The sequence below is a fragment of the Streptosporangium sp. NPDC053982 genome (assembly GCF_055585205.1).
Window position 1 is genome coordinate 252246 of the sequence record NZ_JBVJKQ010000012.1, and the last position, 23471, is coordinate 275716.

The 23471-nt window shown below is 74.5% G+C and carries 21 protein-coding genes; 7 read left to right on the forward strand and 14 right to left on the reverse strand.

Features of this window, described 5'->3' with window-relative positions; translation table 11 throughout:
* Positions 1 to 31 precede the first annotated feature (31 nt).
* Positions 32 to 1438, forward strand: a complete 1407-nt coding sequence (locus ACZ6W9_RS23520) for a cation:dicarboxylate symporter family transporter (RefSeq protein WP_470119616.1) — start codon at positions 32 to 34, stop codon at positions 1436 to 1438.
* A gap of 89 nt (positions 1439 to 1527) precedes the next feature.
* On the opposite strand, the gene ACZ6W9_RS23525 is transcribed toward ACZ6W9_RS23520, so the two are convergent.
* Positions 1528 to 2622, reverse strand: coding sequence for a LacI family DNA-binding transcriptional regulator (locus ACZ6W9_RS23525; protein WP_470119617.1), 1095 nt, complete (start codon positions 2620 to 2622; stop codon positions 1528 to 1530).
* 130 nt (positions 2623 to 2752) lie between these two features.
* On the opposite strand from ACZ6W9_RS23525, the gene ACZ6W9_RS23530 reads away from it, so the two are divergent.
* The 3 genes from ACZ6W9_RS23530 to ACZ6W9_RS23540 are packed head-to-tail and all read left to right on the forward strand — an operon-like array spanning position 2753 to position 5447.
* On the forward strand, positions 2753 to 3568 hold the full coding sequence (locus ACZ6W9_RS23530) for an ABC transporter permease (RefSeq protein ID WP_389963759.1): 816 nt from the start codon (positions 2753 to 2755) through the stop codon (positions 3566 to 3568).
* Between the two features lie 41 nt (positions 3569 to 3609).
* A complete protein-coding gene (locus ACZ6W9_RS23535) occupies positions 3610 to 4626 on the forward strand; it encodes an ABC transporter substrate-binding protein (protein ID WP_389963756.1) in 1017 nt (338 codons plus the stop codon).
* A complete protein-coding gene (locus ACZ6W9_RS23540) occupies positions 4623 to 5447 on the forward strand; it encodes an ABC transporter ATP-binding protein (RefSeq protein ID WP_470119620.1) in 825 nt (274 codons plus the stop codon). The genes ACZ6W9_RS23535 and ACZ6W9_RS23540 overlap by 4 nt, the downstream gene beginning before the upstream one ends.
* A 158-nt stretch (positions 5448 to 5605) precedes the next feature.
* Here ACZ6W9_RS23540 and ACZ6W9_RS23545 read toward each other — a convergent pair whose 3' ends face one another.
* From ACZ6W9_RS23545 to ACZ6W9_RS23585, 9 genes are all read right to left on the reverse strand, one after another.
* A complete protein-coding gene (locus ACZ6W9_RS23545) occupies positions 5606 to 6157 on the reverse strand; it encodes a hypothetical protein (RefSeq protein ID WP_389963750.1) in 552 nt (183 codons plus the stop codon).
* Positions 6157 to 6387 carry a helix-turn-helix domain-containing protein gene (locus tag ACZ6W9_RS23550; protein ID WP_362946139.1) on the reverse strand — a complete coding sequence of 77 codons (231 nt, stop codon included), beginning with the start codon at positions 6385 to 6387 and terminating at the stop codon, positions 6157 to 6159. Before ACZ6W9_RS23550 ends, ACZ6W9_RS23545 begins: the two co-directional genes overlap by 1 nt.
* A 237-nt stretch (positions 6388 to 6624) precedes the next feature.
* The gene (locus tag ACZ6W9_RS23555; protein ID WP_389963747.1) at positions 6625 to 7272 is read right to left on the reverse strand and encodes a response regulator; all 648 of its coding nucleotides are present in this window, start codon (positions 7270 to 7272) and stop codon (positions 6625 to 6627) included.
* A 3-nt stretch (positions 7273 to 7275) separates the two neighbouring features.
* On the reverse strand, positions 7276 to 8442 hold the full coding sequence (locus ACZ6W9_RS23560; protein ID WP_470119623.1) for a sensor histidine kinase: 1167 nt from the start codon (positions 8440 to 8442) through the stop codon (positions 7276 to 7278).
* A gap of 120 nt (positions 8443 to 8562) precedes the next feature.
* Positions 8563 to 9561, reverse strand: coding sequence for a hypothetical protein (locus tag ACZ6W9_RS23565; protein ID WP_470119625.1), 999 nt, complete (start codon positions 9559 to 9561; stop codon positions 8563 to 8565).
* A gap of 100 nt (positions 9562 to 9661) precedes the next feature.
* Positions 9662 to 11419 carry an outer membrane protein assembly factor BamB family protein gene (locus ACZ6W9_RS23570; RefSeq protein WP_470119627.1) on the reverse strand — a complete coding sequence of 586 codons (1758 nt, stop codon included), beginning with the start codon at positions 11417 to 11419 and terminating at the stop codon, positions 9662 to 9664.
* Positions 11380 to 12219, reverse strand: coding sequence for a hypothetical protein (locus ACZ6W9_RS23575; protein ID WP_389963735.1), 840 nt, complete (start codon positions 12217 to 12219; stop codon positions 11380 to 11382). The genes ACZ6W9_RS23570 and ACZ6W9_RS23575 overlap by 40 nt, the downstream gene beginning before the upstream one ends.
* 278 nt (positions 12220 to 12497) lie before the next feature.
* Positions 12498 to 13658, reverse strand: a complete 1161-nt coding sequence (locus ACZ6W9_RS23580) for a cation:proton antiporter (protein WP_389963732.1) — start codon at positions 13656 to 13658, stop codon at positions 12498 to 12500.
* An 8-nt stretch (positions 13659 to 13666) separates the two neighbouring features.
* On the reverse strand, positions 13667 to 14149 hold the full coding sequence (locus tag ACZ6W9_RS23585) for a cation:proton antiporter regulatory subunit (protein ID WP_362944594.1): 483 nt from the start codon (positions 14147 to 14149) through the stop codon (positions 13667 to 13669).
* A gap of 362 nt (positions 14150 to 14511) precedes the next feature.
* On the opposite strand from ACZ6W9_RS23585, the gene ACZ6W9_RS23590 reads away from it, so the two are divergent.
* The gene (locus ACZ6W9_RS23590; protein WP_470119630.1) at positions 14512 to 15672 is read left to right on the forward strand and encodes a saccharopine dehydrogenase family protein; all 1161 of its coding nucleotides are present in this window, start codon (positions 14512 to 14514) and stop codon (positions 15670 to 15672) included.
* A gap of 138 nt (positions 15673 to 15810) precedes the next feature.
* On the opposite strand, the gene ACZ6W9_RS23595 is transcribed toward ACZ6W9_RS23590, so the two are convergent.
* Positions 15811 to 16779 carry a helix-turn-helix transcriptional regulator gene (locus ACZ6W9_RS23595; RefSeq protein WP_470119631.1) on the reverse strand — a complete coding sequence of 323 codons (969 nt, stop codon included), beginning with the start codon at positions 16777 to 16779 and terminating at the stop codon, positions 15811 to 15813.
* Between the two features lie 95 nt (positions 16780 to 16874).
* Here ACZ6W9_RS23595 and ACZ6W9_RS23600 point away from each other — a divergent pair, with 95 nt between their 5' ends.
* Positions 16875 to 17324 carry a hypothetical protein gene (locus ACZ6W9_RS23600; RefSeq protein WP_470119632.1) on the forward strand — a complete coding sequence of 150 codons (450 nt, stop codon included), beginning with the start codon at positions 16875 to 16877 and terminating at the stop codon, positions 17322 to 17324.
* Positions 17325 to 17375: 51 nt separating this feature from the next.
* On the opposite strand, the gene ACZ6W9_RS23605 is transcribed toward ACZ6W9_RS23600, so the two are convergent.
* From ACZ6W9_RS23605 to ACZ6W9_RS23615, 3 genes are all read right to left on the reverse strand, one after another.
* Complete coding sequence (locus tag ACZ6W9_RS23605) at positions 17376 to 19826, reverse strand: polysaccharide lyase 8 family protein (protein ID WP_470119634.1); 2451 nt, start codon at positions 19824 to 19826, stop codon at positions 17376 to 17378.
* A 217-nt stretch (positions 19827 to 20043) separates the two neighbouring features.
* Positions 20044 to 20511: a BP74-related protein gene (locus ACZ6W9_RS23610; protein ID WP_470119636.1), complete on the reverse strand. Its 468-nt coding sequence runs from the start codon at positions 20509 to 20511 to the stop codon at positions 20044 to 20046.
* Positions 20512 to 20700: 189 nt separating this feature from the next.
* The gene (locus ACZ6W9_RS23615) at positions 20701 to 21291 is read right to left on the reverse strand and encodes an HD domain-containing protein (RefSeq protein ID WP_470119638.1); all 591 of its coding nucleotides are present in this window, start codon (positions 21289 to 21291) and stop codon (positions 20701 to 20703) included.
* Between the two features lie 217 nt (positions 21292 to 21508).
* On the opposite strand from ACZ6W9_RS23615, the gene ACZ6W9_RS23620 reads away from it, so the two are divergent.
* The gene (locus tag ACZ6W9_RS23620; protein WP_470119640.1) at positions 21509 to 23341 is read left to right on the forward strand and encodes an alpha/beta fold hydrolase; all 1833 of its coding nucleotides are present in this window, start codon (positions 21509 to 21511) and stop codon (positions 23339 to 23341) included.
* Positions 23342 to 23471: the final 130 nt, after the last annotated feature.

Sequence of the window (23471 nt, forward strand, 5' to 3'; positions counted from 1 at the left end):
ACTTCGCGCCGAGGATCGGAGGCTCCTCTCCATGTCCCGAGACCGGACCCGCTACCTGTACCTGGCCGTCATCCTGGCGGTGATCGCCGGAATCGCCGTCGGACTGCTGGCGCCCGATCTCGGCACGGCGCTGAAACCCCTGGGCACGGCCTTCGTCAACCTCATCAAGATGATGATCAGCCCGATCATCTTCTGCACCATCGTGCTCGGCGTCGGCTCCGTCGCGCGGGCCGCCAAGGTCGGCCGGGTCGGCGGCCTGGCGATCGGTTACTTCCTCGTCATGTCCACCGTCGCGCTGGCCATCGGTCTGGTCGTGGGCAACCTGGTGGACCCCGGTCACGGCCTCCAGCTCACCGACGAACTGCGCAAGTCGGCCCAGGCCGAGGCCGCCAAGGGCGGCGAGAGCGACACCGTCTCCTTCCTGATCGGGATCATCCCGGCCACGCTGGTGTCGGCGTTCACCGAGGGGCAGGTGCTGCAGACCCTCCTGGTCGCTCTGCTCGCCGGGTTCGCGCTGCAGGCCATGGGGGAGCGCGGCGTCCCCGTCCTGAACGGTGTCGCCCACATCCAGCGGCTCGTCTTCCGCATCCTCGCCATGATCATGTGGGCGGCCCCGGTCGGTGCCTTCGGCGCCATGGCCGCGGTGGTCGGCGCCACCGGGCTCGACGCGCTCCGCAGCCTCGGCCTCATCATGCTCGCCTTCTACGTGACCTGCCTGGTGTTCGTGCTGGGCGTCCTCGGGCCGCTGCTGTGGCTGGTGGCGCGGGTCAACCTGCTGTCCCTGCTGCGCTATCTCGGCCGGGAGTTCCTGCTCATCCTGTCGACCTCCTCCTCGGAGTCGGCGCTGCCCCGGTTGATCGCCAAGATGGAGCACCTGGGGGTGAGCCGCCCGGTCGTCGGCATCACCGTGCCGACCGGCTACTCGTTCAACCTGGACGGCACCGCCATCTACCTCACGATGGCCACCCTGTTCATCGCCAGTGCCACCGGCGCCCCGCTCTCGGTCGGCGAGCAGGTCTCCCTGCTCGCCTTCATGATCATCGCCTCCAAGGGCGCGGCCGGCGTCACCGGCGCGGGCCTGGCGACCCTCGCGGGCGGCCTGCAGTCGCACCGCCCCGCCCTGGTGGACGGCGTCGGCCTGATCGTTGGCATCGACCGCTTCATGTCCGAGGCGCGGGCGCTGACCAACTTCGCGGGCAACGCGGTCGCCACCGTCATGGTCGGCACCTGGACCGGTGAGTTCGACCGGGACCGCGCGGCCGAGGTGCTCTCCGGCCGCGCCCCCTTCGACGAGGCGACCCTCCTGGACGAGCGCGGCGACGAGCACGGTGAAGGGCATGACGGGCACGGTGAAGGGCGTGACGGGCGGAGCGACCCCGACGGGGACCGTGGCGAGCACGACGAGGCCGGAACGGGGGTCGGCACGGCGTCCCGGTAGGCGTCGGTGCGGCGCCTCGACGGGCGTCGGCGCCGGATCTCGAAGCGCGGGCGCGGGGTCCCGAAGTGAGGGCGCGGGGCCTCGAAGCGTCAGAGCGGGGTCTCGGTGAGCGGGCGCGGGGCCCTTCCCGGCGGCGGCCGTACGGCGGGGGCCGAGGTGCTCGCGCGCAGGACGACGGTTCCCGGGACGCGCTCGACGCGGCTGCGTCCGGCGGTGGCGGGCCGCAGGGCCAGCGCCATGACGCGCCTGCCGATCTCCTCCAGCGGCAGCGCCACGGTGGTCAGCGGCGGGGTCAGGTCGCCGACCACCGGGATGTCGTCGAACCCGGCCAGCGAGACGTCGCCGGGCACGGTCAGGCCGTGGTCGCGGAAGGCGGCCAGCGCGCCGACCGCCATGATGTCGGTCGAGGCGAAGACGCAGGTGGCGCGCAGGCCGCGGGCGACCAGTTCGGAGGCGGCCCGGTGGCCGCCGTCGCGGTTGAAGGCCCCCTCCACGATCTGGTCCGGGGCGATCATCACCCCCGCCTCGGCGAGAGCCTCCCGGAAGCCGGTCAGGCGGTCCACGACGGTGGTGATGACCGGCGGGCCGGTGAGCACGGCGAAGTCGCGGTGGCCGAGGCCGAGCAGCGCCCTGGCCAGCGCGGCGGCGCCGGCGCGGTTCTCGGGCAGGACCGAGTCGACGCGGAGGCCGCGGTGGCGGCTGACCGCGGCGATGCGGGTCCCCGCGGCGGCGCACCGGGCCAGTTCCTCGCGCATCGCGCCCTGCCAGGCGCGGTCCTCGAACCCCGAGCCGGTCAGCAGGATCGCCCGGACGCGCTGGCCGCGCATCATGGAGACGTAGGACAGCTCACGGGCCGGGTCGCGGAAGGTGCTTCCCATGATCACGTGGAGGTCGTGCTCCGCGGCGGCCCGCATGATCCCGCCGGAGACCGCCGCGAAGTAGGGGTCGCTGACGTCGTGGCAGATGACGCCCACCGCCTGGCTGGAGGCGCGGGCGAGGGCCTGGGCGTGGGCGTTCGGGGTGTAGGCGAGCCGCTCCGCGGCGGCCAGGACCCGCTCTCGGAGGTCGGCGCGCACGCGGGTGGTGCCGTTGAGCGCGCGGGAGGCGGTGGCGGAGGAGACCCCCGCCTCGCGGGCGACGTCATTGAGGGTCACCTGGGACCATTTGTCCAATTCCTCCCTCACCTCCTCTTGACCCGTATGTGAGACGGCCCCTACCGTACACCGGAAAGCGCTTTCAGACAGCGCTTTCACATCACCAGAAAGCGCTTGCATACAGATCCGCCCGTACGCGGGCGAAAGGAGGGCGCCCATCATGAGCATGAACCCCGGCGGGTCCGAGGGGCGGCTGCTCGCCGTCCTCGAACGGAGCTGGCGGCCGGTCGCGCTGCTCGTCGCCTGTTTCGCCGTGTGGTGGGCGATCACCTCCACCCAGCTGGTGCCGCCCTACCTCGTTCCGTCGCCGGGGACGACCCTGGGAGTGATGACGGAGAAGTCGTCATATCTCTGGCAGCACACCTGGGTGACCACCTACGAGACCGTCCTGGGCTTCGTCATCGCCGTCGTCATCGGCGTCCTGGCGGCCGTGGTGATGGTCTACTCCGCGACCGTGGAGAAGACGCTCTATCCCGTCCTGCTCTTCGCGCAGGTCATCCCCAAGATCGCCATCGCCCCGCTGTTCGTGGTCTGGCTCGGCTTCGGGCTGACCCCCAAGGTCGTCGTCGCCGTGCTGATCGCGTTCTTCCCCGTCGTCATCTCCATGGTGACCGGGCTGAAGTCCGTCGATCCCGAGATGCTCCAGCTCGCCGCCACCATGGGCGCGAGCCCGCTCAAGACCTTCGCGAAGATCCGTTTCCCCGCCTCCCTGCCGCACCTGTTCTCCGGCCTGAAGGTGGCCGTCACCCTCGCGGTGACCGGCGCCGTGGTCGGCGAGTTCGTCGGCGCGAACGAGGGACTCGGCTTCGTGATCCTGCAGGCCAACGGCAACCTCGACACCCCCATGCTGTTCGCGGGGCTGCTGGTGATGTCGCTGATCGGCGTCGTGCTGTTCGTCCTCGTCGAGATCGCCGAGCAGCTGATGCTGCCCTGGCACGCCAGCCGGCGGGGCGAGACCGCGACCACGACCCTCTGAAGCCTGGAACCGGCCACCGACCATCCCAAGGAAGGCACCCCGTGAAATCCCGGATCGCCATCGCCGCCCTGCTGCCGGCCCTCCTCCTCACCGCCTGCGGCGGAGAGGACGGCGGCACGACCACCAGCGCGTCGGGCAAGAAGCTCGACCAGGTGACGCTCACGCTCAACTGGTACCCGTACGGCGAGCACGCGCCGTTCTACCTCGGCAAGAAGCAGGCCGTCTTCGAGAAGCACGGCATCGACCTGAAGATCCAGGCCGGCCAGGGCTCGCAGAAGACCATCCAGGCCACCGGGGCGGGGCAGACCGACTTCGGCTGGGCCGACACCCCCGCGCTGCTGGCCTCCGTCTCCCAGGGCGTCCCGGTCAGGAGCCTCGGGGTCTACCTGCAGACCACCCCGGCCTCCGTGCAGTTCTTCGACGAGAAGAACATCACCGAGCCCGCCGGCATCAAGGGCAAGAAGATCGCCATCACCGCCGGCGACGCGCTGTCCAAGACGTTCCCGGCCTTCCTCAAGCAGAACGGCATGGCCGAGGGCGACGTGCGGCTGCAGAACACCGACCCGGCGGGGAAGATCGCCGCGGTGATCTCCGGTCAGGCCGACGCCCTGCTCGGCTACGCCTCCGACCAGGGGCCGACGATGCAGGAGAAGGCCGGCAAGAAGGTCTCCTACCTGCGCTTCTCCGAGTTCGGCCTCAACTTCTACAGCAATGGCCTGCTGACCTCCACCAAGAACCTGGAGAGCAGGGCCGACCTGGTCAAGCGCATGGCCGCGGCCACCAGCGAGGCGTGGGCCGCCGCCGAGAAGGACCCGCAGGCGGCGGTGGACGCGATGCAGGGCGCCTCCGAGCAGCTTCCCAGCGCGCAGGTGCTGCTCGACCAGTTCAAGACCACCGTCACGCTGCTGCACACCGACGCGACCAAGGGCATGGCCCCGGGGGTCAACACCGCCGCGGACTGGCAGGCGACGATCGACACCTTCGTCAAGGCGGGCGTGATCGCCAAGGCCGAGGCGCCGGCCGCCTACTGGGACGAGAGCGTCACTCCGAAGGGATGAGCACGATGAAAGGCGAGCTGGAGGCCGAGCGTAGGCCCGGCGGCGAGACCACCGCGGCGGTGGAGCTCGACGCCGTCGCGGTCCGGTTCAGGGCCAAGAAGAAGGAGGTGACCGCGCTGCGCGACGTGTCGCTGAGCGTCGCGCCCGGCGAGTTCGTCTCGATCGTCGGCCCCTCGGGTTGCGGCAAGTCGACACTGCTGAAGCTGGTCTCCGGTCTGCTGCGGCCGTCGGCGGGCAGCGTGCGCCTGTTCGGGGAGACGGTCGGCGGCACCAGGCGTGACATCGGATACGTGTTCCAGCGCGCGGCCCTGCTGGAGTGGCGGTCCGCGCGCCGCAACATCCTGCTCCAGGCGGAGATGCGCGGGATGCCCGCCGCCGAGGCCGGCCGGAGGGCGGACGAGCTGATCGAGATGACCGGGCTCACCGGCTTCGAGGACGCCCTGCCGCACGAGCTGTCGGGCGGCATGCAGCAGCGGGTGGCGCTGTGCCGGGCGCTGCTGCACCGCCCGCCGGTCCTGCTGATGGACGAGCCGTTCGGCGCGCTCGACGCCCTCACCCGCGAGCAGATGAACGTCGAGCTGCACCGCATCTGGCGGGAGACCGGCACGACCGTGCTCCTGGTCACCCACTCCATCGCCGAGTCGGTCTACCTCGCCAACCGGGTCCTGGTGATGACCGCGCGGCCGGGGACCGTCGCGGAGATCATCGACGTCGACCTGCCCGGCCCCCGCGACTACTCCGAGACGATGTCGCAGCCCCCGTTCGCCGAGGCCACCGGCCGGATCCGCGACCTGCTCGGCGCGGCCACGGCGGCGGACTGACCGGTCCCCGCGCCCTGCCCGGCGCCGTCACCGCGGCGGACCGGCCGGCCCCCGTGCGCTGCCCGATGCCGCCGCGGTGCCGGACCGGCCGACCCCCGCACTCCGCTCGGCGCCGTCACGGTGGCGGACCGGCCGGTCCCATGTCCCGGGTACGGCGGTCAGGCGGACGCGCGGAGGGGCCACAGCCGTCCGGCGAGGGCGGGGAGGTCGGCGCCGAGACGGCGCAGGATCGCCACCGAGGCGTTGGAGCCGTCGGCCAGCAGGCCCCTCACCAGGTCCTCGTCCACGACCCCGCCCCGGGTACGGCGGGCGGCGTGGTACAGGGCGACCTCGACGGCCTTGCGGGCCGCGACGGTGAGCCGGAGGTCGCCGGCCGGGCCGGAGAGCGTCACGCGCAGCGGGCGCGTCCGGGGGCGGCGCAGCCGCCACGCGGCCGGGTCGGCGCGGCGGGACGGGAGCCTGCGGCGGATCTCGTCCAGGTCGACGCCCAGACCGGCCAGCAGGTCGCGGTCACCCGGGCGATCCGGCGGGCCCGCGGGCAGCAGCGCGCGGACGGCGTCCGGGGACACCTCGAAGCCGTCCACCGGCCACGCCTCGGCCAGGGCGAGCAGCAGCATGTCGTCGTCCAGGACGGTGCGGCCGGCGTCGAGCGACAGCAGGCCGGCCCGGACCACGGTCCTCCGGGCCTCGGGGGCGAACCTCTCGAACATCAGCGTCTCCCGCCGTCGATGATCCGGTGCGCGTGCTTGCGGTGCGCCGTCTGCCGTTTCACGCCGAGTGCCGCAGCGATGGTCTCCCACGACACGTTCCGGGCGCGGGCCTCGGTGACGTGCGCGGCCTCCAGCTCCTCCAGGAGCCGCCGCAGGGCCGCCACGGCGGCCAGCGCCGTCACCGGGTCCTCGCCGGTGGTGGCCTCGGCCAGTTCGGTTACCGTCGTCATGCTGTCAGCATATGCTGACACAGCCCGCTTGTCAGCATATGCTGACGAATTCCTCCGGGGCACCGGTTCCAGGCGGACAGGCGGCGCGGAACGACGCGGTCCCCGGGAGACTCGGCGCGGACGACGCGGGAAGGCGTGGGCGTGCGCGGATGGGCGTGGAGGGCCCCCGAACCGGTAGGGAGGACGCGGCCGGGACGGACGCAGCCGGGACGACGCGGCTCCGGCAGGCGGTCAGAGTCAAAGAAGGCCGGCGTCGCGCACCTTCATGGCGACGTGGACCCGGTTGTCGGTCCCCAGCTTGGCGAAGATCCGGGTGACGTTCGCCTTCACGGTCGCGACGCTCATGTGCAGGCGTTCGGCGATCTCGGCGTTCGAGCTGCCCCGGGCCACCTCGACCGCGACCTCGCGCTCGCGCTCGGTGAGCCTGTCCAGCTCCCGCCGCGCCTCCGGGCCCCGCGGCTCGGGACCGCCGGTGGCCGCGGCGATCACCTGCCGCGCGACGCTCGGCGACAGCACCGGCTCGCCCCTCGCCGCGGCGCGGACCGCCTCGACCATCTTCGGCGGCGGCGTGTCCTTGAGCAGGAACCCGGCCGCGCCGAGCCGCAGGGCCCGCAGGACCAGGTCGTCGGCGTCGAAGGTGGTGAGCACGAGGATCCGGGGCGCGTCCGGCCGCCTCAGCAGCAGCTCGGTGGTGGCCAGCCCGTCCTGGACGGGCATCCGGATGTCCATCAGCACCACGTCGGGCCGCAGGTCGCGGATCACCTCCATGGCGTGCCGGCCGTCCCCGGCCTCGCCCGCGATCTCCAGGTCGGGCTCGCCGCCCAGGATGAGGCGCAGCCCGGTCCGCACCATCGGGTCGTCGTCCACGATCACCAGCCGAATCACCCGTCAAGCCTCCCACGGCAGTCCGGCGTCCAGGACGAAGCACCCGTCCCGCAGGGAGTGGCTGAGGGTGCCGCCGGCCATCCGGGTCCGTTCGGCCAGGCCCACCAGCCCCAGCCGCCCGCCGGGACCGGCGGGCGACCCCGGAACCGCCGGATTGCTCACCCGGATCCGCAGGCCGTCGCCGGGACGCCCGCCGATCTCGGCCCGCACCCGGCTGCCCGGCGCGTGCTTGCGGGCGTTGGTCAGGGCCTCCTGCACGATCCGGTAGGCGTGCCGGCCGGTCTGCGCCGGCAGCGACTCACGGCCCTCGACGGCGTCGGTCACCTCGACCCACTGGCCCGCCGCCCGCACCTCCTCGAACAGGTCGCCCAGCCGGTCCAGTCCCGGCTGCGGCGCCTCCGGCGTCTCCGGGCCGGCGGAGGCGCCCTCGGACCGGAGGACGCCGAGTACGGCGCGCAACTCGTTCAGCGACTGGTGGGCGTTCTCCTGGATCGCCAGCGCGACCTCGCGGGTCTCCCCGGCGGTGAGGTCCTTCCGGTACGCCAGGCCGCCCGCCAGCATCGCCAGCAGGGAGAGCCGGTGCGCCAGGACGTCGTGCATCTCGTGGGCGATCCTGGCGCGTTCGGCGAGCCTGGCCTGCTCGATCCGCTGCGCCTGCTCGCGTCCGGCGGCCAGCGCCGCCTCCCGCCGCGAGGCGGCCAGGTCGCGCAGCCCGCGCAGGTACAGGCCGAGGAGGGTCAGCCCGCCGAGGACGGCGGTGCCGGTCACCAGGGAGACGACCGTCGCCTGGCCGACGCCGTTCATGACGGCGTAGAACGCCGTGCACAGCCAGAGGACGGCCGCGACCGGGGCGATCCGGCGCCACCGGCGGTGCGTGCACAGCGACACGTAGGCGACGTAGGCCGGGCCGGTCGCGACGGTGGAGAACGTCGTCAGCAGGGCCGTCGCCAGCGCGGTCTGCCACGGCAGGCGGCGCCGCCACCGCAGCAGGACCAGCCCGGCCAGGCCGAGCCCCGCCTCGGTCAGCGCGAACCCGAGCCGGTCGTGCTCCCGGGAGACGACCACGGCCAGGACGGTGCCGTGGAACAGCATCGGCACCGCGGCGCACAGGTAGCGCAGCGCGGAGTCCCGCCGGGTCAGGGGCGGCTGGTTCTCCGTACGGTCGTCCACGGCCCCACAGCCTATGCACCGTGCGGACCCGCTCCCCAGCGACCTGGGTCCACGTCGGGGTGGCCGAAGGTCCACGGTCGCGCCGCCGCGCGTACACCCCGGACGCGCTCCCGGAGAGGCTCAGGCGGTCCCGCTGCGGTGGACCTCCCGGGCGAGACGGGTGATCTGGGACGTCGAGCGCTGCCAGGACGTCCCGGCGGGGTAGGCGGTGAGCAGGACCATGATCCAGCGGTCCTTCGGGCCGACGAGGCCGGTGGTGTGCAGGACGGGTCGGCCGTAGTCGGGCACGATCCTGGGCGCTGACCCGGGGGCGGCCGGGGCGGTGGCGTCGGCCGGGGCGGCCGGCACCGGGACGCCGGAGAGGGGACCGGCCGGGGCGGGGGCGCCGGCCGTACGCCCGGAGGCCGCCGGGCCCGGGGCCGCGGCCGAGGAGACCGGAAGCGACGGGGACCCCGGGGTCCCCGGGGTCCCCGGGGACGACGGCCGGCACCTGACCGGCGGCCTGAGGCCGTACCCCGACCAGCCCTGCTTGACCGCCCACGGCCGGGCGACCCCCCGGGGGATGCCGAAGTACTGGTCGAAGCCGTCGGAGCCGCACTGCCCGGCCTGGCGCAGGTGGCCGAGGATCAGCTCGGAGACGCGCGGTTCGGCCCGGTCGAGCAGGTAGCGGTAGACGCGCACCATGTCCAGCGCGCTCAGCGAGGTGTAGCCCCAGAACCCCGGCCTGTCGGCGGGCGGCGGCGCGGTGTCGGTCAGTCCCAGCCGCCGCGCGACCCGCTCGACGATCCTCCCTTTGCCGCCGCGGTCCCAGAACGCCGACGCCGCGTCGTCGTCGCTGACCCGCAGCATCACCTTCAGCAGGGCGAGATCCCGGTCGGGGACCTTCCGGTGCGACTCCAGGTAGTCGATGGCGATCATGATCTTCACCACGGACGCCGACCGGAACCTCCGGTGCACGTCGCGTTGGGCGGTGAGCCTGCCGGTCTGCCGGTCGAAGACCGCGTAGCCGGCGGCCACCCCGGCCGGGACGCGCGGTACGGCGGGGCCCGCGGCGGAGGCGGGGGCGGCGGACGTCAGGAGGGGGAGGGCCGCGGTGAGGAGCGCCAGGGAACGGATCATGCGCAAATGCCTACCAGATCCGCGGGTCCCGGTGGGTCCGGCGGTCCGGGGGCGCGAGACGGGATGACGCGCCGGGCCGTACGGCGGCGGCCTCTGTGTCTCACCGGCGGGCGCGGCGCAGGTTGCGCGCCACGACGCCGGCGACCTTCCGGGCTCCGGCGGGGTCGCCGAACACGCTCAGGTGAACGACGACGCCGCCCACGCCGGCCAGGGCGGAGTCGAGGACGGGGGTCAGCCCCGGGCCGTCGACCAGCCAGACCCCCTCGCCGCGCGGTTCGACGGGCGACCTTTCCCGCCGCAGGTGGGCCAGGGCGGTGGACACGAGGAGCCGGGCGGCGTCGGGGGAGGGCGCGACCCACGCGACGGTCACCGCCACGGCGGGGCCGTCGTCGGTGGGCGGGACGTAGTCGCAGCCGGTGGGGCGGGGGAGACCCGTCCCGCCGACCCGCCGGTGGCGGGGGTGGGAACTGTAGCCCGGGCCCAGGATACGGAGGTCGTCCACGCTGAGCAGCCCGCACGCGTCAGGCCAGGCGGAGGGTTCGGTCCCGGCGAGCGCGGCGGGCCCGGCGCCTCGCGGGCGGGAGAGCCGGTAGGCGGTGATCCGGCCGTCCGCGGCGCCTCCGCGGCCGTCGACGTGCCCGACGAGGACGAGCCCGGCGGCGGCGCCGAGGAGTGTCGAGGCGGAGGCGGCCGTCGGGAGCGGACGCCACGCGGCGTCACCGCGGCCGACGTCGGCGACCACGAGGAAGGCGGGGCCCGGCCGGCCTCCCTCCTTCCCGGCGTCGTCCTGGAGGACCGCCAGGCCTGGACGGCTCCGCTCCCCGAGGTCGTGCATCTCGTATCCCGGCAGTCCTCGCCGCCACCGCACGTCACCGTCGCGTTCCACGGCGACGGTGACCGGCGGCGAACCGCCGGGTGACCGGACGGTGTAGGCGGCCACGTCGCCGGCGACGGCGAGACCGTAGGCCGGGCCGTGGCCGTCCACGTCGATCCTCCGCCCGCCGGGGGCGTAGAGCCGGTGGCGGCCGTCCGCCGAGACCAGCGCCGTCCCGTCCCGGCCCACCTCCACCGCGTCCGGCTCACCGGCACCTTCCTCCTCCTGCGGGTCGTCGCCGGTCCCGTCCGGCCGGAGCGGGAGGGTGTCGCGCCACCGCGTCGTCCCGGTCGCCGGGTCCATCGCCCACAGCGTGGCCGGGCCGTGCCCGCAGCGGACGACCGCCACGAGGAGGATCGGACCCGCCCCCGTGGTCCCCGCGCACGCGTCGCCACGGGGAAGGGGGACGCGCCAGGCGGTGCTCCCGTCGCGCGGGCTGATGCCGGCCGCCGCACCGCTCCCGGCGCTCACCAGCGTGACGCCGCCGGGCGTCGCGTCCACCCGCAGGTCCGCGGGTACCTGGCCGGGCCCGCCGTACAGCGCGGCCGGCACGTCGGCCTCCCACAGCTCGCGCCCGGAGCCCGTCCCGTAGCCGGTGAGCCGGTGGACGGCCCCGTCCCGCGTGCTGCGGTGCACGACCACGACGTCCCCGGCGGGCCACGCCCCTTCGAGCCGGTGCCCGGCGGGTCCGCGGAGCACGGCGCGAGGACGGCCGGTCCGCAGGTCGCGGAGGAGGACGTCCCCGGGGGGTCCCGTCACGGAGAGGATGAGGTCGCCGGTGACGGCGAACGGCCGGGCACCGTCGTAGCGGTTGCCGGGCTCGTCCGCGGACGTCTCCCAGACCGGTGTGAACACTCCCGGAGGCGGGAGGGGGACGGGCGGGAGGTCGCCGGCGGTGACCAGTACGGACAGCAGGAGGACCGCGGTCGCGGCGAGCCGCCGGATCACCGCCGGCACCCCCGCGACGCGGGGAAGGCGGCGCACAGCGTCTTCCCGCCGGCTCTGTGCCAGGTCCGCCCCTCCTCGGCGTAGACGGCCCGGTAGGCGTGGTGGTCACGGGCCGCCCCGGTGACGCGGAACAGCCCGCCGTCGGTGCCGCCGATCGTCTGCGTCATCCGCCGCCCGCCGGTGACGACGAGGACCTGGAGGTCGAACTCGACGGCCGCGCGGTGGGACAGGAATGAGATGACCAGCGTCTCGCGCTCGCCGCGCTTCAGGTCGATCTGCTTGCCAGTGAAGTAGGGCTTCTTCCCCTTCTCGCCGGAGAGAAGGAGCACGGGGGGCCTGTCGAAGTCGGCGTTCAGCGAGATGACGGGCGCTTCGCCCGACGTGTCCGGCAGGAAGTACGCGCCGGTGAGGATCGCGGTGCTGCGCCGTACCCGGGGGCGGATGTCGACGATCCTCAGGTCGCTGCGCCGGCTCTCGACGGTGATGGTGACGTCCAGGCGCTCGACCGCCCCGCCGTCGTGGCGGCGCGACAGCTCGGCGAACTCCTCGTCCGACGGGGCGGTGAGCAGCACGGCGCGGTCGGCGGCCGACGACGGCCGGGAGCGGAACGCCACGGGGCCCGGTCCGGGCGCGTGCTCCTCGACGACCGGCACGGCGAGAGGGGGCCGCCCGAGAACGTTCTCCAGGAGGTCCTGTCCGCCGCCCTGCGCCCAGGGCCCGAGGACGGCGGCCGCCACAGCGCTCAGCACGCCGCCCAGCCATGCCAGCGGACTGCGGAGGATCCGGGTGAGCAGCGGGGGCGGGGCCTCCGCCGACGTCTCCGCGGGTTCCCCCACCGGTTCCCCGGCGGGTTCCTCCGGCGGTTCCCCGGCCGCCCGGCCGGTCGCCGGCCGGGCGGCATGGGTACCGCCGGCGTGGGGACGCTGATCTTCCGACATGGTGGCCGCCGTCTGGAATCAATGCGTTACAGGGGGTGCACACCAGGTTCCTGGAAGGACGACGTCCCGGCAACCGGAACGCGGCGAACGGCGTGACCCGTTGGAACCACCGGGGCCGCGCGCGCGTACGGCCCGGCGCGTGGTGCGCCGGGCCGTACACAGGTGCCGCCGGGCCTTCAGGCCCGGTTGGCGATGGCGGTGATGAGCGGCTGGACCAGCCGGGCCGCCAGCGGGCCGAACGCCGCGAGGATGAGCACGTAGGCCGCGGCCAGCGGGCCGAGGTCCGGATGGACCCCCGCCGAGACCGCGAGACCCGCGATCACGATGTTGAACTCGCCGCGCGGGATGAGCGCGATGCCCGCCCGCGCCCGGCCCGCCCGGGCGATCCCCGCCCGCCGCGCGGCGTAGAAGCCGGTGAGCAACTTGGTGATCATGCTGACCAGCGCGAGCAGCGCCGCCAGCCCCGCGACCGGGCCCATCTTGGTCGGGTCGGTCTGCAACCCGAAGAAGACGAAGAACACCGCGGCGAACAGGTCGCGCAGCGGGCTCAGCAACGCCTGGGCGTCGTGGGCCAGCTCCCCGGACAGCGCGATGCCGACCAGGAAGGCGCCGACCGCGGCCGACACCTGGAGCTGCTGCGCCACCCCGGCGACCAGCAGCGCCAGCCCGACGACCTTCAGCATCAGCACCTCGGAGTTGGGGCTGGAGACGAAGGACTCGATGAACCGGCCGAAGCGCAGCGCCACCAGCAGGACGACGCTGACCGTGCCCAGGGCGATCGCCACGGTCACCGCGCCGGCGGCGAGGGTCAGCCCGGCCAGCATCGCGGTGAGGACCGGCAGGTAGATCGCCATGGTGAGGTCCTCGAAGACCAGCAGCGACAGCACCACCGGGGTCTCGCGGTTACCGATCCACCCCAGGTCCGACAGGACCTTGGCGGTGATGCCGGAGGAGGTGGCGTAGGTCACGCCGGCCATGGCGAGCGCCGCGACCGGGCCCCAGCCCAGCAGCAGCGCGCAGATCGCGCCCGGCGCGGCGTTGAGCACCAGGTCGACGAGGCCGGCCGGGGCGTTGCCCTTGAGGCTCGTCAGGAGCTCGTCGGCGTTGTACTCCAGGCCGAGGGTGAGCAGCAGCAGGATGACGCCGAGTTCGGCGCCGACCGAGATGAACTCCTCGCTGGTGGCCAGGGGCAGGATGCCGCCCTGGCCGAACGCCAGTCCGGCGAGGAGGTAGAGCGGGATGGGAGAGATGCCGACGCGCATGGCCAGCGCGCCGAGGATGCCGAGTCCGAGGAGGACGGCGCCCAGTTCGAGGAAAAGGATCGCGATGTCGTGCACCCGGTGGCCTATCCGTTGGTGAGGATGTCGGCGACGGCGGAGGTGCTCTCGGGGCTGCCCACCACGACGATCACGTCGTCGGCGGCGAGGCCGAACTCGGGCCCGGGGCTGGCGAAGACCTGGCCCCCGCGGACCACGGCCACGACGGAGGCGCCGGTGCGGGTGCGGACCCGTGCGTCCCCCATGGGCCGCCCGACGTACGGCGTGCCGGCCAGGACGGGGAGCTGGAGGCTGACCAGGCCCTCGACCTCACGGTGCAGGGCGTTGAGACGCTGGACGATGCGCGGGGCGCCGAGCAGCTCGCACAGCGCGTCGGCCTCCTCGTCGTTGAGTTTCACGGTCTCGCATGCCCGGTCGGGGTCGTGTTTGTCGTATATGACCAGGTCGCGGCGTCCCGTCCGGTGGGAGACGACCCCGACCCGGCGCCCCGACCGCGTGGTGAACTCGTGCCGCAAACCGATTCCGGGCAGCGCCGTCTGCTCGACCTCCACCGTTCCCAACCCTTCGCTTGTTCAGGAAAATGTCTGATTTTCGCAACGAACCTATCGGCTGAGGCGTTCCCCGGCCTAACCTGCGGGCCCGCCCGGGAGAGACACGCCGGAGAAGGGCGGGGAGACGGGAGCGCGTGGCCCGGCGGGGAGCCTCCGGAGGGCCGTACGGGAGCGCGGACGGGGCGTGGGACGGGGCCGGTCGGAGGGCCGTACGGGAGCGCGGGCGGGGCGTGGGACGGGGTGGCGAGGCCGTACGGGCACGAGGGTGGATCGCGGGACGGGGCGGCGGGAGGGGCGTGCGGGAACGCGGACGGGGTGGCCGGAAGCCGCATGGGAGTCTCCGGAGCGGGGAGTCTCATCCCATGCCCGAAGACCGCCCGTATGACATCGTGCTCCTCGGCGCCACCGGCTTCACCGGTGGCCTCACCGCCGAATACCTCGCCCGCCACGCCGGTCCCGGCGTCCGCTGGGCCGTCGCCGGCCGTAACCGCGCCAAGCTCGAAGCGCTCGCCGAACGCGTCGGCCTGCCCGAGCTGCCGCTGCTGCACGCCGACGCCACCGACCCCGCCTCGCTCGCCGACGTCGCCCGCCAGGCCAGGGTCGTCGCCACCACGGTCGGCCCGTTCACCCTCCACGGCGAGCGCCTAGTGGCCGCCTGCGCCGAGGCGGGCACCCACTACGCCGACATCACCGGCGAACCGGAGTTCGTCGACCTGATGTACCTCCGTCACCACGACCGGGCGCGGCGGACCGGCGCGAAGCTCGTGCACGCCTGCGGATTCGACTCCATCCCGCACGACCTGGGCGCCTACTTCACCGTCGGGCTGCTCCCCGAGGGCGTGCCGATCGAGATGGACGGGTTCGTCCGGGCCGGCGGCCGGCCGTCCGGCGGCACCCTCGCCTCCGCGCTCCTGGTGCTCTCCCGCGCCCGCCGTACGAGCGAGACCGCGCTGGCCCGCCGCCGGATCGAGGAACGCCCCGCCGATCGCCGCGCCCGGGGCCGCGCCGGGACGCTCCGCAACGTCGGCGGCTGGGCGCTGCCGCTGCCCACGCTCGACCCGCAGATCATCGCCCGTTCGGCCCGCGCGCTGGAGCGCTACGGCCCCGACTTCACCTACCGCCACCATGTCGCCGTCCGGCGGCTGCCCACCGCGCTCGGCCTCGTCGCGGGCGCCGGGGCCCTCGCCGCGCTCGCCCAGGTGCCCCCGGCCCGCTCCTGGCTGGCGGGCCGGATCGCCGCGGGCGACGGCCCCACCCCCGAGCAGCGGGCCGAGGGCTGGTTCAAGGTCACCTTCCTCGGCCGGGGCGGCGGTGAGCGCGTCGTCACCGAGGTCGCGGGCGGCGACCCCGGCTACGACGAGACCGCCAAGATGCTCGCCGAGTCGGCCCTGTGCCTGGCCTTCGACGACCTGCCCGGGGCGTCGGGCCAGCTCACCCCGGCCGCGGCGATGGGCGACGCGCTGATCAACCGGCTGCGCCGCGCGGGCATCACGTTCCGGGTGCTGAGCGACTCGCGCGCCTGACCCGTCCGGCGGGCCGTCCGCTCAGGAACCCGCGTGCTGAGCGACTCACGCGCCTGACCCGACCGGCTGTGTCGCGCGGTCGTCACGTTCCGGGCGCTGGGCGACTCGCGAGCCTGACCCGTCCGGCGGGCCGTCCGCTCAGGAACCCGCGTAGCGGGCGGCGAGAGCGCGGGACGTCCCGGCGAGGCGGGCGCGCAGCTCGGGCGGCGCCAGGACCTCGGCGTCCACGCCGAGCGCGAGGAACGTCCGGTGGGCGTGGTCGAGCGACTCGATGGGCAGCGTCGCGCGGATCCAGCCGCCCGGCTCGGCGGCCCCGGTGGCGGCCAGCGCACGGGCCGCGGCGCCGTCGAGGCCCGCCGCGCCGCGCGGGGAGAGGCGGACGACCGCCGCTCCCCGGTGCAGGCGGGCGTGGAAGTCCTCCTGGTGGCGCCGCCAGTGGGCGGCCAGATCGAAGCCCTCGGGCGGCGAGCACTCCTCCTCCAGCACGGTCAGCTCCAGGATCTGGTCCACCCGGTAGGTGCGCGGCTCCGCGCCGGGGTCCGCCGCCGCGACGACGTACCAGCGGCCCGCCTTGAGCACCAGGCCGTACGGCGCCAGCCGCCGCTCGACGTCGGTCGGCTCCTTCCAGCGGCGGTAGCGGATCTCCAGCATCCGGCCCTGCCACACCGCGTCCGCGACCCGCGGCAGGAACCGGAGATCGTCGTCGTCGGCGTACCAGCCGGGTGCGTCGAGGTGGAAGCGGGCCCGCATCCGGTCGGCCTGCCCGCGCAGCTCCGGCGGCAGGGCCGCGCGCAACTTGAGCTGCGCGGCCGCGAGGTCCTGTCCGAGCCCGAGCTGGGCGGCGGGCCCGGGGACGCCGGCCAGGAACAGCGCCTCCGCCTCGGCGGCGTTGAGCCCGGTGAGGCGGAGGCGGTAGCCGGCCAGCAGCCGGTATCCGCCCGAGTGCCCGGCGTCCCCGTAGAGCGGCACGCCCGCCGCGTGCAGCGCCTCCACGTCGCGGTAGACGGTGCGCACCGACACCTCCAGATCCCGGGCGAGCTGGGCGGCGGTCATCCGGCCCCGGGCCTGGAGCAGCAGGATGATCGAAAGAAGGCGGCTCGACTTCACTGCCACAAGATGTCAGGGGAGCGGCCCTATGGTCCAGCGGTACCGGGGCGGAGACCTCGACGCCCCCTTCCCGAAGACACCACAGGAGACCGTTCGTGAACGACTTCGACTTCCTCATCGGCACCTGGGACGTCGCCAATCGGCGGCGCACGGACTTCCTCGACGCGGCGAGCGAGTGGGAGGAGTTCCCGGCGGTCAGCCACGCCTCCCGGCACTTCGACGGCGGAGCGAACTTCGACGAGATCGAGTTCCCGGATCAGGGCTCCGCCGGGCTGACCCTGCGGCTGTACGACCCCGCGACCGGGCAGTGGTCGCTGTACTGGGCGAGCAAGCGCACCGGCACGCTCTTCCCCCCGGTCGTCGGCAGCTTCTCCGGCGGCCGGGGCGAGTTCTACGGCGACGACACCTACGAGGGCACGCCCATCCGGGCGCGTTTCATCTGGTCGGACATCACCGGGGACTCCGCCCGCTGGGAGCAGGCGTTCTCCGTGGACGGGGAGAAGACCTGGCTGACCAACTGGACCATGGTGCTCACCCGCCGCTGACCTCCCGCGGCGCCCGGGGCCGCCCCGGGCGTCCCCGCCGCGGTGAGGACGTCAGCCGAGCCGTACGGTGACCGTGTGCGAGGCGCCCTCCCGGCCGGCCAGCCGGCCCCAGGTGAGGACGAGCCTCCGCCCGGTCGCCGCGGCGGTCAGCAGCGGGTGGCCGCCGGTCACCGCCGCCACCGGCCGGTCCCAGGTCACGGTCAGCTCCTCCAGGTCGCGCCGGGGGTCGGAGACGGTCAGCATCGCCGTGCCGTCGCCGCGTTCCCTGACGAGCACCGAGCACGGGGCCGAGGCGGTCAGCGGCCCCGCGGTCCCGCCGTTCCAGAAGTTGACGGCGGTGAGGCCCAGCGACGGCACGTGGACGCCCTGCCGGCGGCGGTCGTTGGCGAGCACGCGCACCCAGCCGGGATCGGCGGCGCGGGCCCGCGTCACGGCCCGGCTCGCCCCCGGCATCAGCAGATAGAGGTAGCCGGCCGAGACGGGATCGACGCCGTGGTCCAGCCAGAGCGTCACGTAGCTCCTGGTCACCGCGCCTCCGGCCGCGGCACCTCCGGCCGCGCGTCCGGCGGTCGGCCGTTCCGGGACGGCCGCCGCCGAGGGCCCTCCGTCCGCGGGGCTCGCCGTGCGTCCGGCCGGCGGCCGCCCCGGGACGGCCGTGCGCTCCTCGCGGAGCGTGCGCAGCCGGGCGCAGGGCAGCACGTAGCCGCCGTGCCCCTCGAGGTGGGCCCAGCCCGCCGTACGGTCCACGGTGAGGCGTGCGGCGGTCCGGCGGTTGTCCACGACGGTCTCCACCGGAACGCCGTCCGAGCAGCCGATCCCGGCGCCCAGGCAGACCACGGCGTCGTCGAGGAAGAACCACGACTTGAACGCCTCCAGCGTGCTCTCCAGGCCGGTCAGGTGCTGGCCGACCGCCGCGTACCGGCCGTCGGTCGCGCCGCCCGCCCAGCGGACCGGCGGGCGGGTGTCGCCCCACGCCGTGCCCGCGCCGTCGGCCGGCCGCCGGGTGGAGACCGTCGTGCCGGGCAGGCGGCAGGGGTCCACGGTGTCCCAGAAGGAGTCGGAGTACTGGTCGCCGTGGCCCTCGGCCCACCAGTAGAGCATCCCGGAGCCGGTGTGCCAGCCGCGGAGGTTCTCGCCGTTGCCGTGCTCGTAGTGGCCGATCCGGTCCGAGGCCATGCTGAGCCCCGCGCACCAGCCCCGGCCCCGGTGGACGGCGCGGGCGCTCGCCGGGAACAGCCGGTGCCCGGCGGGCTCGGCGGCGGCGGGGACCCCGTCGTCGTCGAGGAGCGCGGCGAGCCGGGCGTGGAAGCCCAGGTCCTCGCGTTCGGCCGCCCGCCGCATGGGCCGGACGGTGTCACGCAGCGCCCATCCCTTGACCAGGCTCCGCCAGCGGGCCCGTTCGGCGGGGGAGGCCGTCTCGCCCAGCAGCAGGATCGCCGCGGCGATCGCGCGCCCCCGGGCGTGGTCACCGTACGGCCCGCGGCCGACGGCGCGCCCGCTGACGAGGTCCATGCAGAGGCCGTCGTGGACGAACGGCGCGAACGACCTCTCCACCGCGTCGAGGACGACCTGCCGGGCCGGGTCGGTGACCTCCCACGGTGAACCGCGCAGCACCGCGAACAGGGCCGCGAGCCCCGACAGCAGCGACGCCCCGTAGGTGCCCTGGTAGGGGACCCAGGTGTGCTGGATGAACGAGCCGTCGCGGTGGAACCCGTCGCCCTCGGTGACGTGGGGGAAGACCGGCGACAGCGCCGCGACGGCCCGCGCGGCCCCGCCCGGGTCGGCGGCGAGGACGGCGCGCAGCAGCCGCACCGTGCACAGGTCGACCCGGTTCGCCCCGGTGCTCGTCCCGTCGTAGTCGTCCAGGACGGACTCGGGCGCGAAGTGGTCCACCGCCGCGAGCAGCGCCGCGGCCCGCTGCCGCCCCAGGTGGGGGTCTGTGAGCAGCGCCGCGTCGAGGAGCGCCCGCGGGACGCCGATCCGCCAGTGCCACCAGTTGCCGGTCGCCTCGGCGCCCGCCGCGTACACCCGCCGCCGGTAGTGGTCCACGCCGTCGGCGACGGCCCCGGCGAGGCCCGCGTCTCCGGTCAGGCCGGTCCCGGGCAGCGCGTACGCGCGGGCCATGGCTCGCAGCCGGGCCGGGGTGGCGGTGAAGGAGGGGAACGGCAGGCCGGGCCAGAGCGACGACGCGCCGGGGCGCATGGAGTCCCGGTGCCGCGCCGCCGCCGCGCCCAGCTCAGCCAGCCGGCTGCGGTACGGCTCGGCCTCCGCGTCGAACCCCGACCCCGCCGTGACATCCCGCCAGGCGCGGCGCAGTGCGGCGAAGGGGTCGTCTTCCGGGCCCGGATCTCCCGGCCGCGCGTCGTCCCGGGTTCCGGCCCGGCGCTCGGTCCGGCGTTCGGTCCACGGGTGTTCGGCCGGGGGCAGGACCAGCGCCCCGGCCGCGACGGTCCCGCCGAGGCGGAGCAGTGACCTCCGGGAGTATCCGATCATGCCGGTCATGTCGGGATTATCACGCGCGAAGCCCGCCGCGTGACCGGAACGGCGCGGAGACGGCCGTGCCGGTCCGGCGCCGGTGATGAGACGGTCGTTCCGGCCCGGCATCGACGGTGTAACCGGTCCGGCGTCGACGGTGTGGACGGCCGTGCCCGCCCGGCGGGAGGACCGGGCGGGCACGGGGCGGCGCCCGGACGCCATCGCGCCGGGGCCTTCCGGGAGATCAGCCCGTGGGCATGTGAACCTCTCTCAGCAGTCGTGATCTCCACGGGCACCAGTAGCCGCCGGGCAGGAACGCGCCGCCCGCCTCGTCGAGGTGGTCCTCGAGGTATTGGATCGAGGAGTCGCACACCTCGATGGCGACCTCGAAGAACGCGGTCGAGGCCGGGTCGAGATTGAAGTCCCAGCCGGGGTTGTAGGGCGAGGGACGCTTGACGATCCTGCCCATGACGTGGGTGCGGTCCCGCTGCGCGCCGCTCAGGATGTCCCGGGCCTCCTTGATCTTGGCGGGGTCGCTGAGCTTGAAAATGAACTTGTCAGGGGCCGGCGGGTAGTCGAACTCGAAGTAGGCGTCGCCATCGTCGGCGCGCGGGCTCACGGTGTCGGCCTGCTTCGCCGCGGCGGGCTGGGCGAGGGCGAGCATCGCGATCGCCGCGAGGATGCCGATCTTGGTGGTGATGGTGCGTCGCATGGCAGCTCCGGTGCTGTCGGGCCGCGTCCACGGCCGTTCGCCACGCAAGGTAACAGTAAAGTGACTCGGAGTCACTGACGCGAGATGGTGCAACGCTGCGACGGCCCGCGCGGAGCCGGGACCAAAGGGATCGCCCGCGGTCCCGGCGTGCCGTCGCCCTGGCGCGCGGACCGTGCCGAACCGGAGGACTCAGGCGGATGGGCGGCCTTCGAGCGGGTTGGCGGCGATCCGCCCCGCGACGTCGTTCCTGACCGACTCGGCGGCGGCGCTGTCCGGCTTGCGCCTCGCCTGGTCCTCGAAGCACGCCAGGAACTCCGCGCCGAATCCCAGCCGGGGATGGCGGGCGAGCGTCTCCGCCCTGGCGTCCGCGGAGAACTCCTCCGGCCGCCGCCCGGACACGTCCCAGCTCGTGGCGACCTGGAGCAGGTGGGATTCGGGGTCGGCCGACGGGGCCACGTCGTCGCGCATGTGCAGGACGATGATCTCGGCGGCCCTGCCGGCACGCTCCACCGGCCAGCCGGCCGCCACGCCGAAGACCCAGGCCAGTTGCCCTCCCGCCTCCTCGAACGGCAACCTGTGGCTGTCGAAGGCCTCGGTCAGTCCGATGTCGTGGAGCAGCGCCGAGACGTAGTAGAGCTCGTCGTCGAAGGCGATCCCGTGCGCCGCGCCGTACATCGCCCCCCACAGGTAGGAGCGGACGGAGTGGTTGAGCAGCGCGGGCGAGCAGAAGCGGGTGGCCACCGACAGGGCCGCCGCGGCGGCGGGAGTCTCCGGGAACATGGGTCCACCTTCTCATCGGACCGCCGGATCCCGATCCGCGGCACCGTGGATCAGGACGGCCCGCCCGGCGGCCAGCCTGCCGTGGCCGAACGGTCCACACCACGCGGTCAGTCCCGAGACCACGCCACGGCGGTCGTCCGCCGGGTGCACCATACAGGCGCCGGGCGGAGGACCGGAGGCGGGCGCGCAAAGGGGATGCCGGAGTTACGTTGGACGGATGGAGATCAGGAATCTGGTGATCGCCGCGGCCCTCACGTCGACCCACCTGCCTGGTGTCCCCGCGACCGTGACGACCGGCACCCCCACGGCCACGGCGGAACCTCTGCACGGGTGCGCCAGGGCGACGGCGCGCTGCGACGGTGAGATCTCGGTACCCCTCGACTGGAACGACCCGTCCTCCGAACGGATCACGGTGGCGTTCGCCTGGCTGCCCCGCGCGGGCGCGAGCGGTACCGTCCTCGCCAACCCCGGCGGTCCCGCCGCCGCGCTGCCCGACGTGCCGGCCCTCACGGAGGTGCTCGGCCCCGTGCTCGACCGGCGCAACCTGCTGGTGGTCGAGCCCCGCGGGCTGGGGAAGTCCAGCCCGCTGCTCTGCCCCGACCTCGACCTGGGCGTCCCCGAGACCATTGCCGGGTGCGCCGAACGGCTGGGCCCCCGCCTGCGGTATTTCACCGCCGACCAGGCGGTGGACGACATGGACGCGGTCCGCCGGGCACTGGGCGTTCCCAAGGTGACGTTCCACGGCACCTCCTACGGCACGCTGTTCGCCCAGGCGTACGCGACCCGCCACCCCGGGAGCACCGCCGCGCTGTTCCTCGACAGCACGGTGACCACGAACCGTGACGGGTACGCGTCCTGGCCGCTACGAGCCCGCCTCGACCTCCTCGACCTCGTCTGCCGGGCCTCACGCGACTGCCGGTCGCTGCCCGGCACGGCAGGCGGCACCTGGACGCGGCTCGTGGAGCGCCTGCGCGCCCACCCGGACCCGAAGGCGCCGCCCACCGGGCTCGCCGCCGTCGTGGCCAACGTCTCCCAGCCGGTGTTCGGCCGCGAGGCCGGGGCCGCCGCCACCGCCTACCTGCGGGGTGACCCGGCCCCGCTGCACCGGCTCGTCACCGCCGTCACCGCGGGCCCCGTCCCGCCGCTGAAGGGGTCGCAGTGGGCGGGCTACCTGGCCTACCGATGCGGCGACAGCGCGCTTCCCTTCGACCGGGACGCCTCCCCGGCCGAGCGCCGTGAGCAGCTCGACCGCCACTACCGCGAGAAGCGCCCGCTTCGGCCGTTCACCGTCGCCGAACTGGGCGGGACCTCGCCCCTGGACCTCTGCGTGAACTGGCCGACCCCTCGGCCCAGCCCGCCGGTGCCGCCGGACGCCGCGTACCCTGCGGTGCCGGTCCTGGCGGTGGGCGGCGACTTCGACACCGAGACCCCGGCCGAGGTCGCCGAGCAGGTGCGGCGCTTCCCGCGCGGTGTCTTCGTCCGGGTCCCCTTCGGCGGTCACAGCCTCGCCTGGGGAAGCCGGCCGGTCAACGAGTGCGTCCGCTCGCTCATGCGGTCCTTCCTGGACGACCCGTCCCGCCCGCTCCCCGCGGCGCGGTGCACGGCCGAGAACTACCGTGCGACCGGGGAGTTCCCGGAGACGGTGAAGGAGGCGACGCCGATCCGCGCCCCGGGCCTCTCCGCCCGGGACCGGAGGGTCGCCGGAGCGGCCTTCGCCACGGTCCAGGACGCGAGCGCCCGCCGCAACCCGTACTCCCTGCTCCACTCCCTGCTGAAGACCGAGCCGGGACTGCGCGGCGGACGCCTCGCCTTCGACGACGCGGCGAGGGCCATCTCCCTGGAGGACGTCAGGTTCGTCGGGAACCTCGCGGTCAGCGGCCGCGTCACCCTCCCGGAGGACCCGGACGGAGGCGGCGAGGCCGTCGCGCGGCTGACCGTCACCGGGGATGACGGCACGCCGCACGAGATCACCCTTTCGTGGCCGGTGTTCGTGGCGGAGGAACGCCCCCCGCTCTCCGGTACCTTCGACGGACGTCCCTTCTCCTCCTGACCGCCCGCCGCGGCCGGCGTCCCGAGCTCCCGCGTCCCCCGGTCCGCCGGTACGGCCGCCGGTCCGGGGGATACCCGGACCGTGACGCCGGGCCCCGGCGGGTGTGCGGCCGCGAACCCTTGCGGGTCCC

What these genes read in the sequence shown, in the direction of transcription:
- ACZ6W9_RS23520 (WP_470119616.1), top strand. Translation starts at nt 32, where the DNA reads ATGTCCCGAGACCGGACCCGCTACCTGTACCTGGCCGTCATCCTGGCG.
- ACZ6W9_RS23530 (WP_389963759.1), top strand. Translation starts at nt 2,753, where the DNA reads ATGAGCATGAACCCCGGCGGGTCCGAGGGGCGGCTGCTCGCCGTCCTC.
- ACZ6W9_RS23540 (WP_470119620.1), top strand. Translation starts at nt 4,623, where the DNA reads ATGAGCACGATGAAAGGCGAGCTGGAGGCCGAGCGTAGGCCCGGCGGC.
- ACZ6W9_RS23545 (WP_389963750.1), bottom strand. Translation starts at nt 6,157, where the DNA reads ATGTTCGAGAGGTTCGCCCCCGAGGCCCGGAGGACCGTGGTCCGGGCC.
- ACZ6W9_RS23550 (WP_362946139.1), bottom strand. Translation starts at nt 6,387, where the DNA reads ATGACGACGGTAACCGAACTGGCCGAGGCCACCACCGGCGAGGACCCG.
- ACZ6W9_RS23565 (WP_470119625.1), bottom strand. Translation starts at nt 9,561, where the DNA reads ATGATCCGTTCCCTGGCGCTCCTCACCGCGGCCCTCCCCCTCCTGACG.
- ACZ6W9_RS23590 (WP_470119630.1), top strand. Translation starts at nt 14,512, where the DNA reads ATGCCCGAAGACCGCCCGTATGACATCGTGCTCCTCGGCGCCACCGGC.
- ACZ6W9_RS23605 (WP_470119634.1), bottom strand. Translation starts at nt 19,826, where the DNA reads ATGACCGGCATGATCGGATACTCCCGGAGGTCACTGCTCCGCCTCGGC.
- ACZ6W9_RS23610 (WP_470119636.1), bottom strand. Translation starts at nt 20,511, where the DNA reads ATGCGACGCACCATCACCACCAAGATCGGCATCCTCGCGGCGATCGCG.
- ACZ6W9_RS23615 (WP_470119638.1), bottom strand. Translation starts at nt 21,291, where the DNA reads ATGTTCCCGGAGACTCCCGCCGCCGCGGCGGCCCTGTCGGTGGCCACC.
- ACZ6W9_RS23620 (WP_470119640.1), top strand. Translation starts at nt 21,509, where the DNA reads ATGGAGATCAGGAATCTGGTGATCGCCGCGGCCCTCACGTCGACCCAC.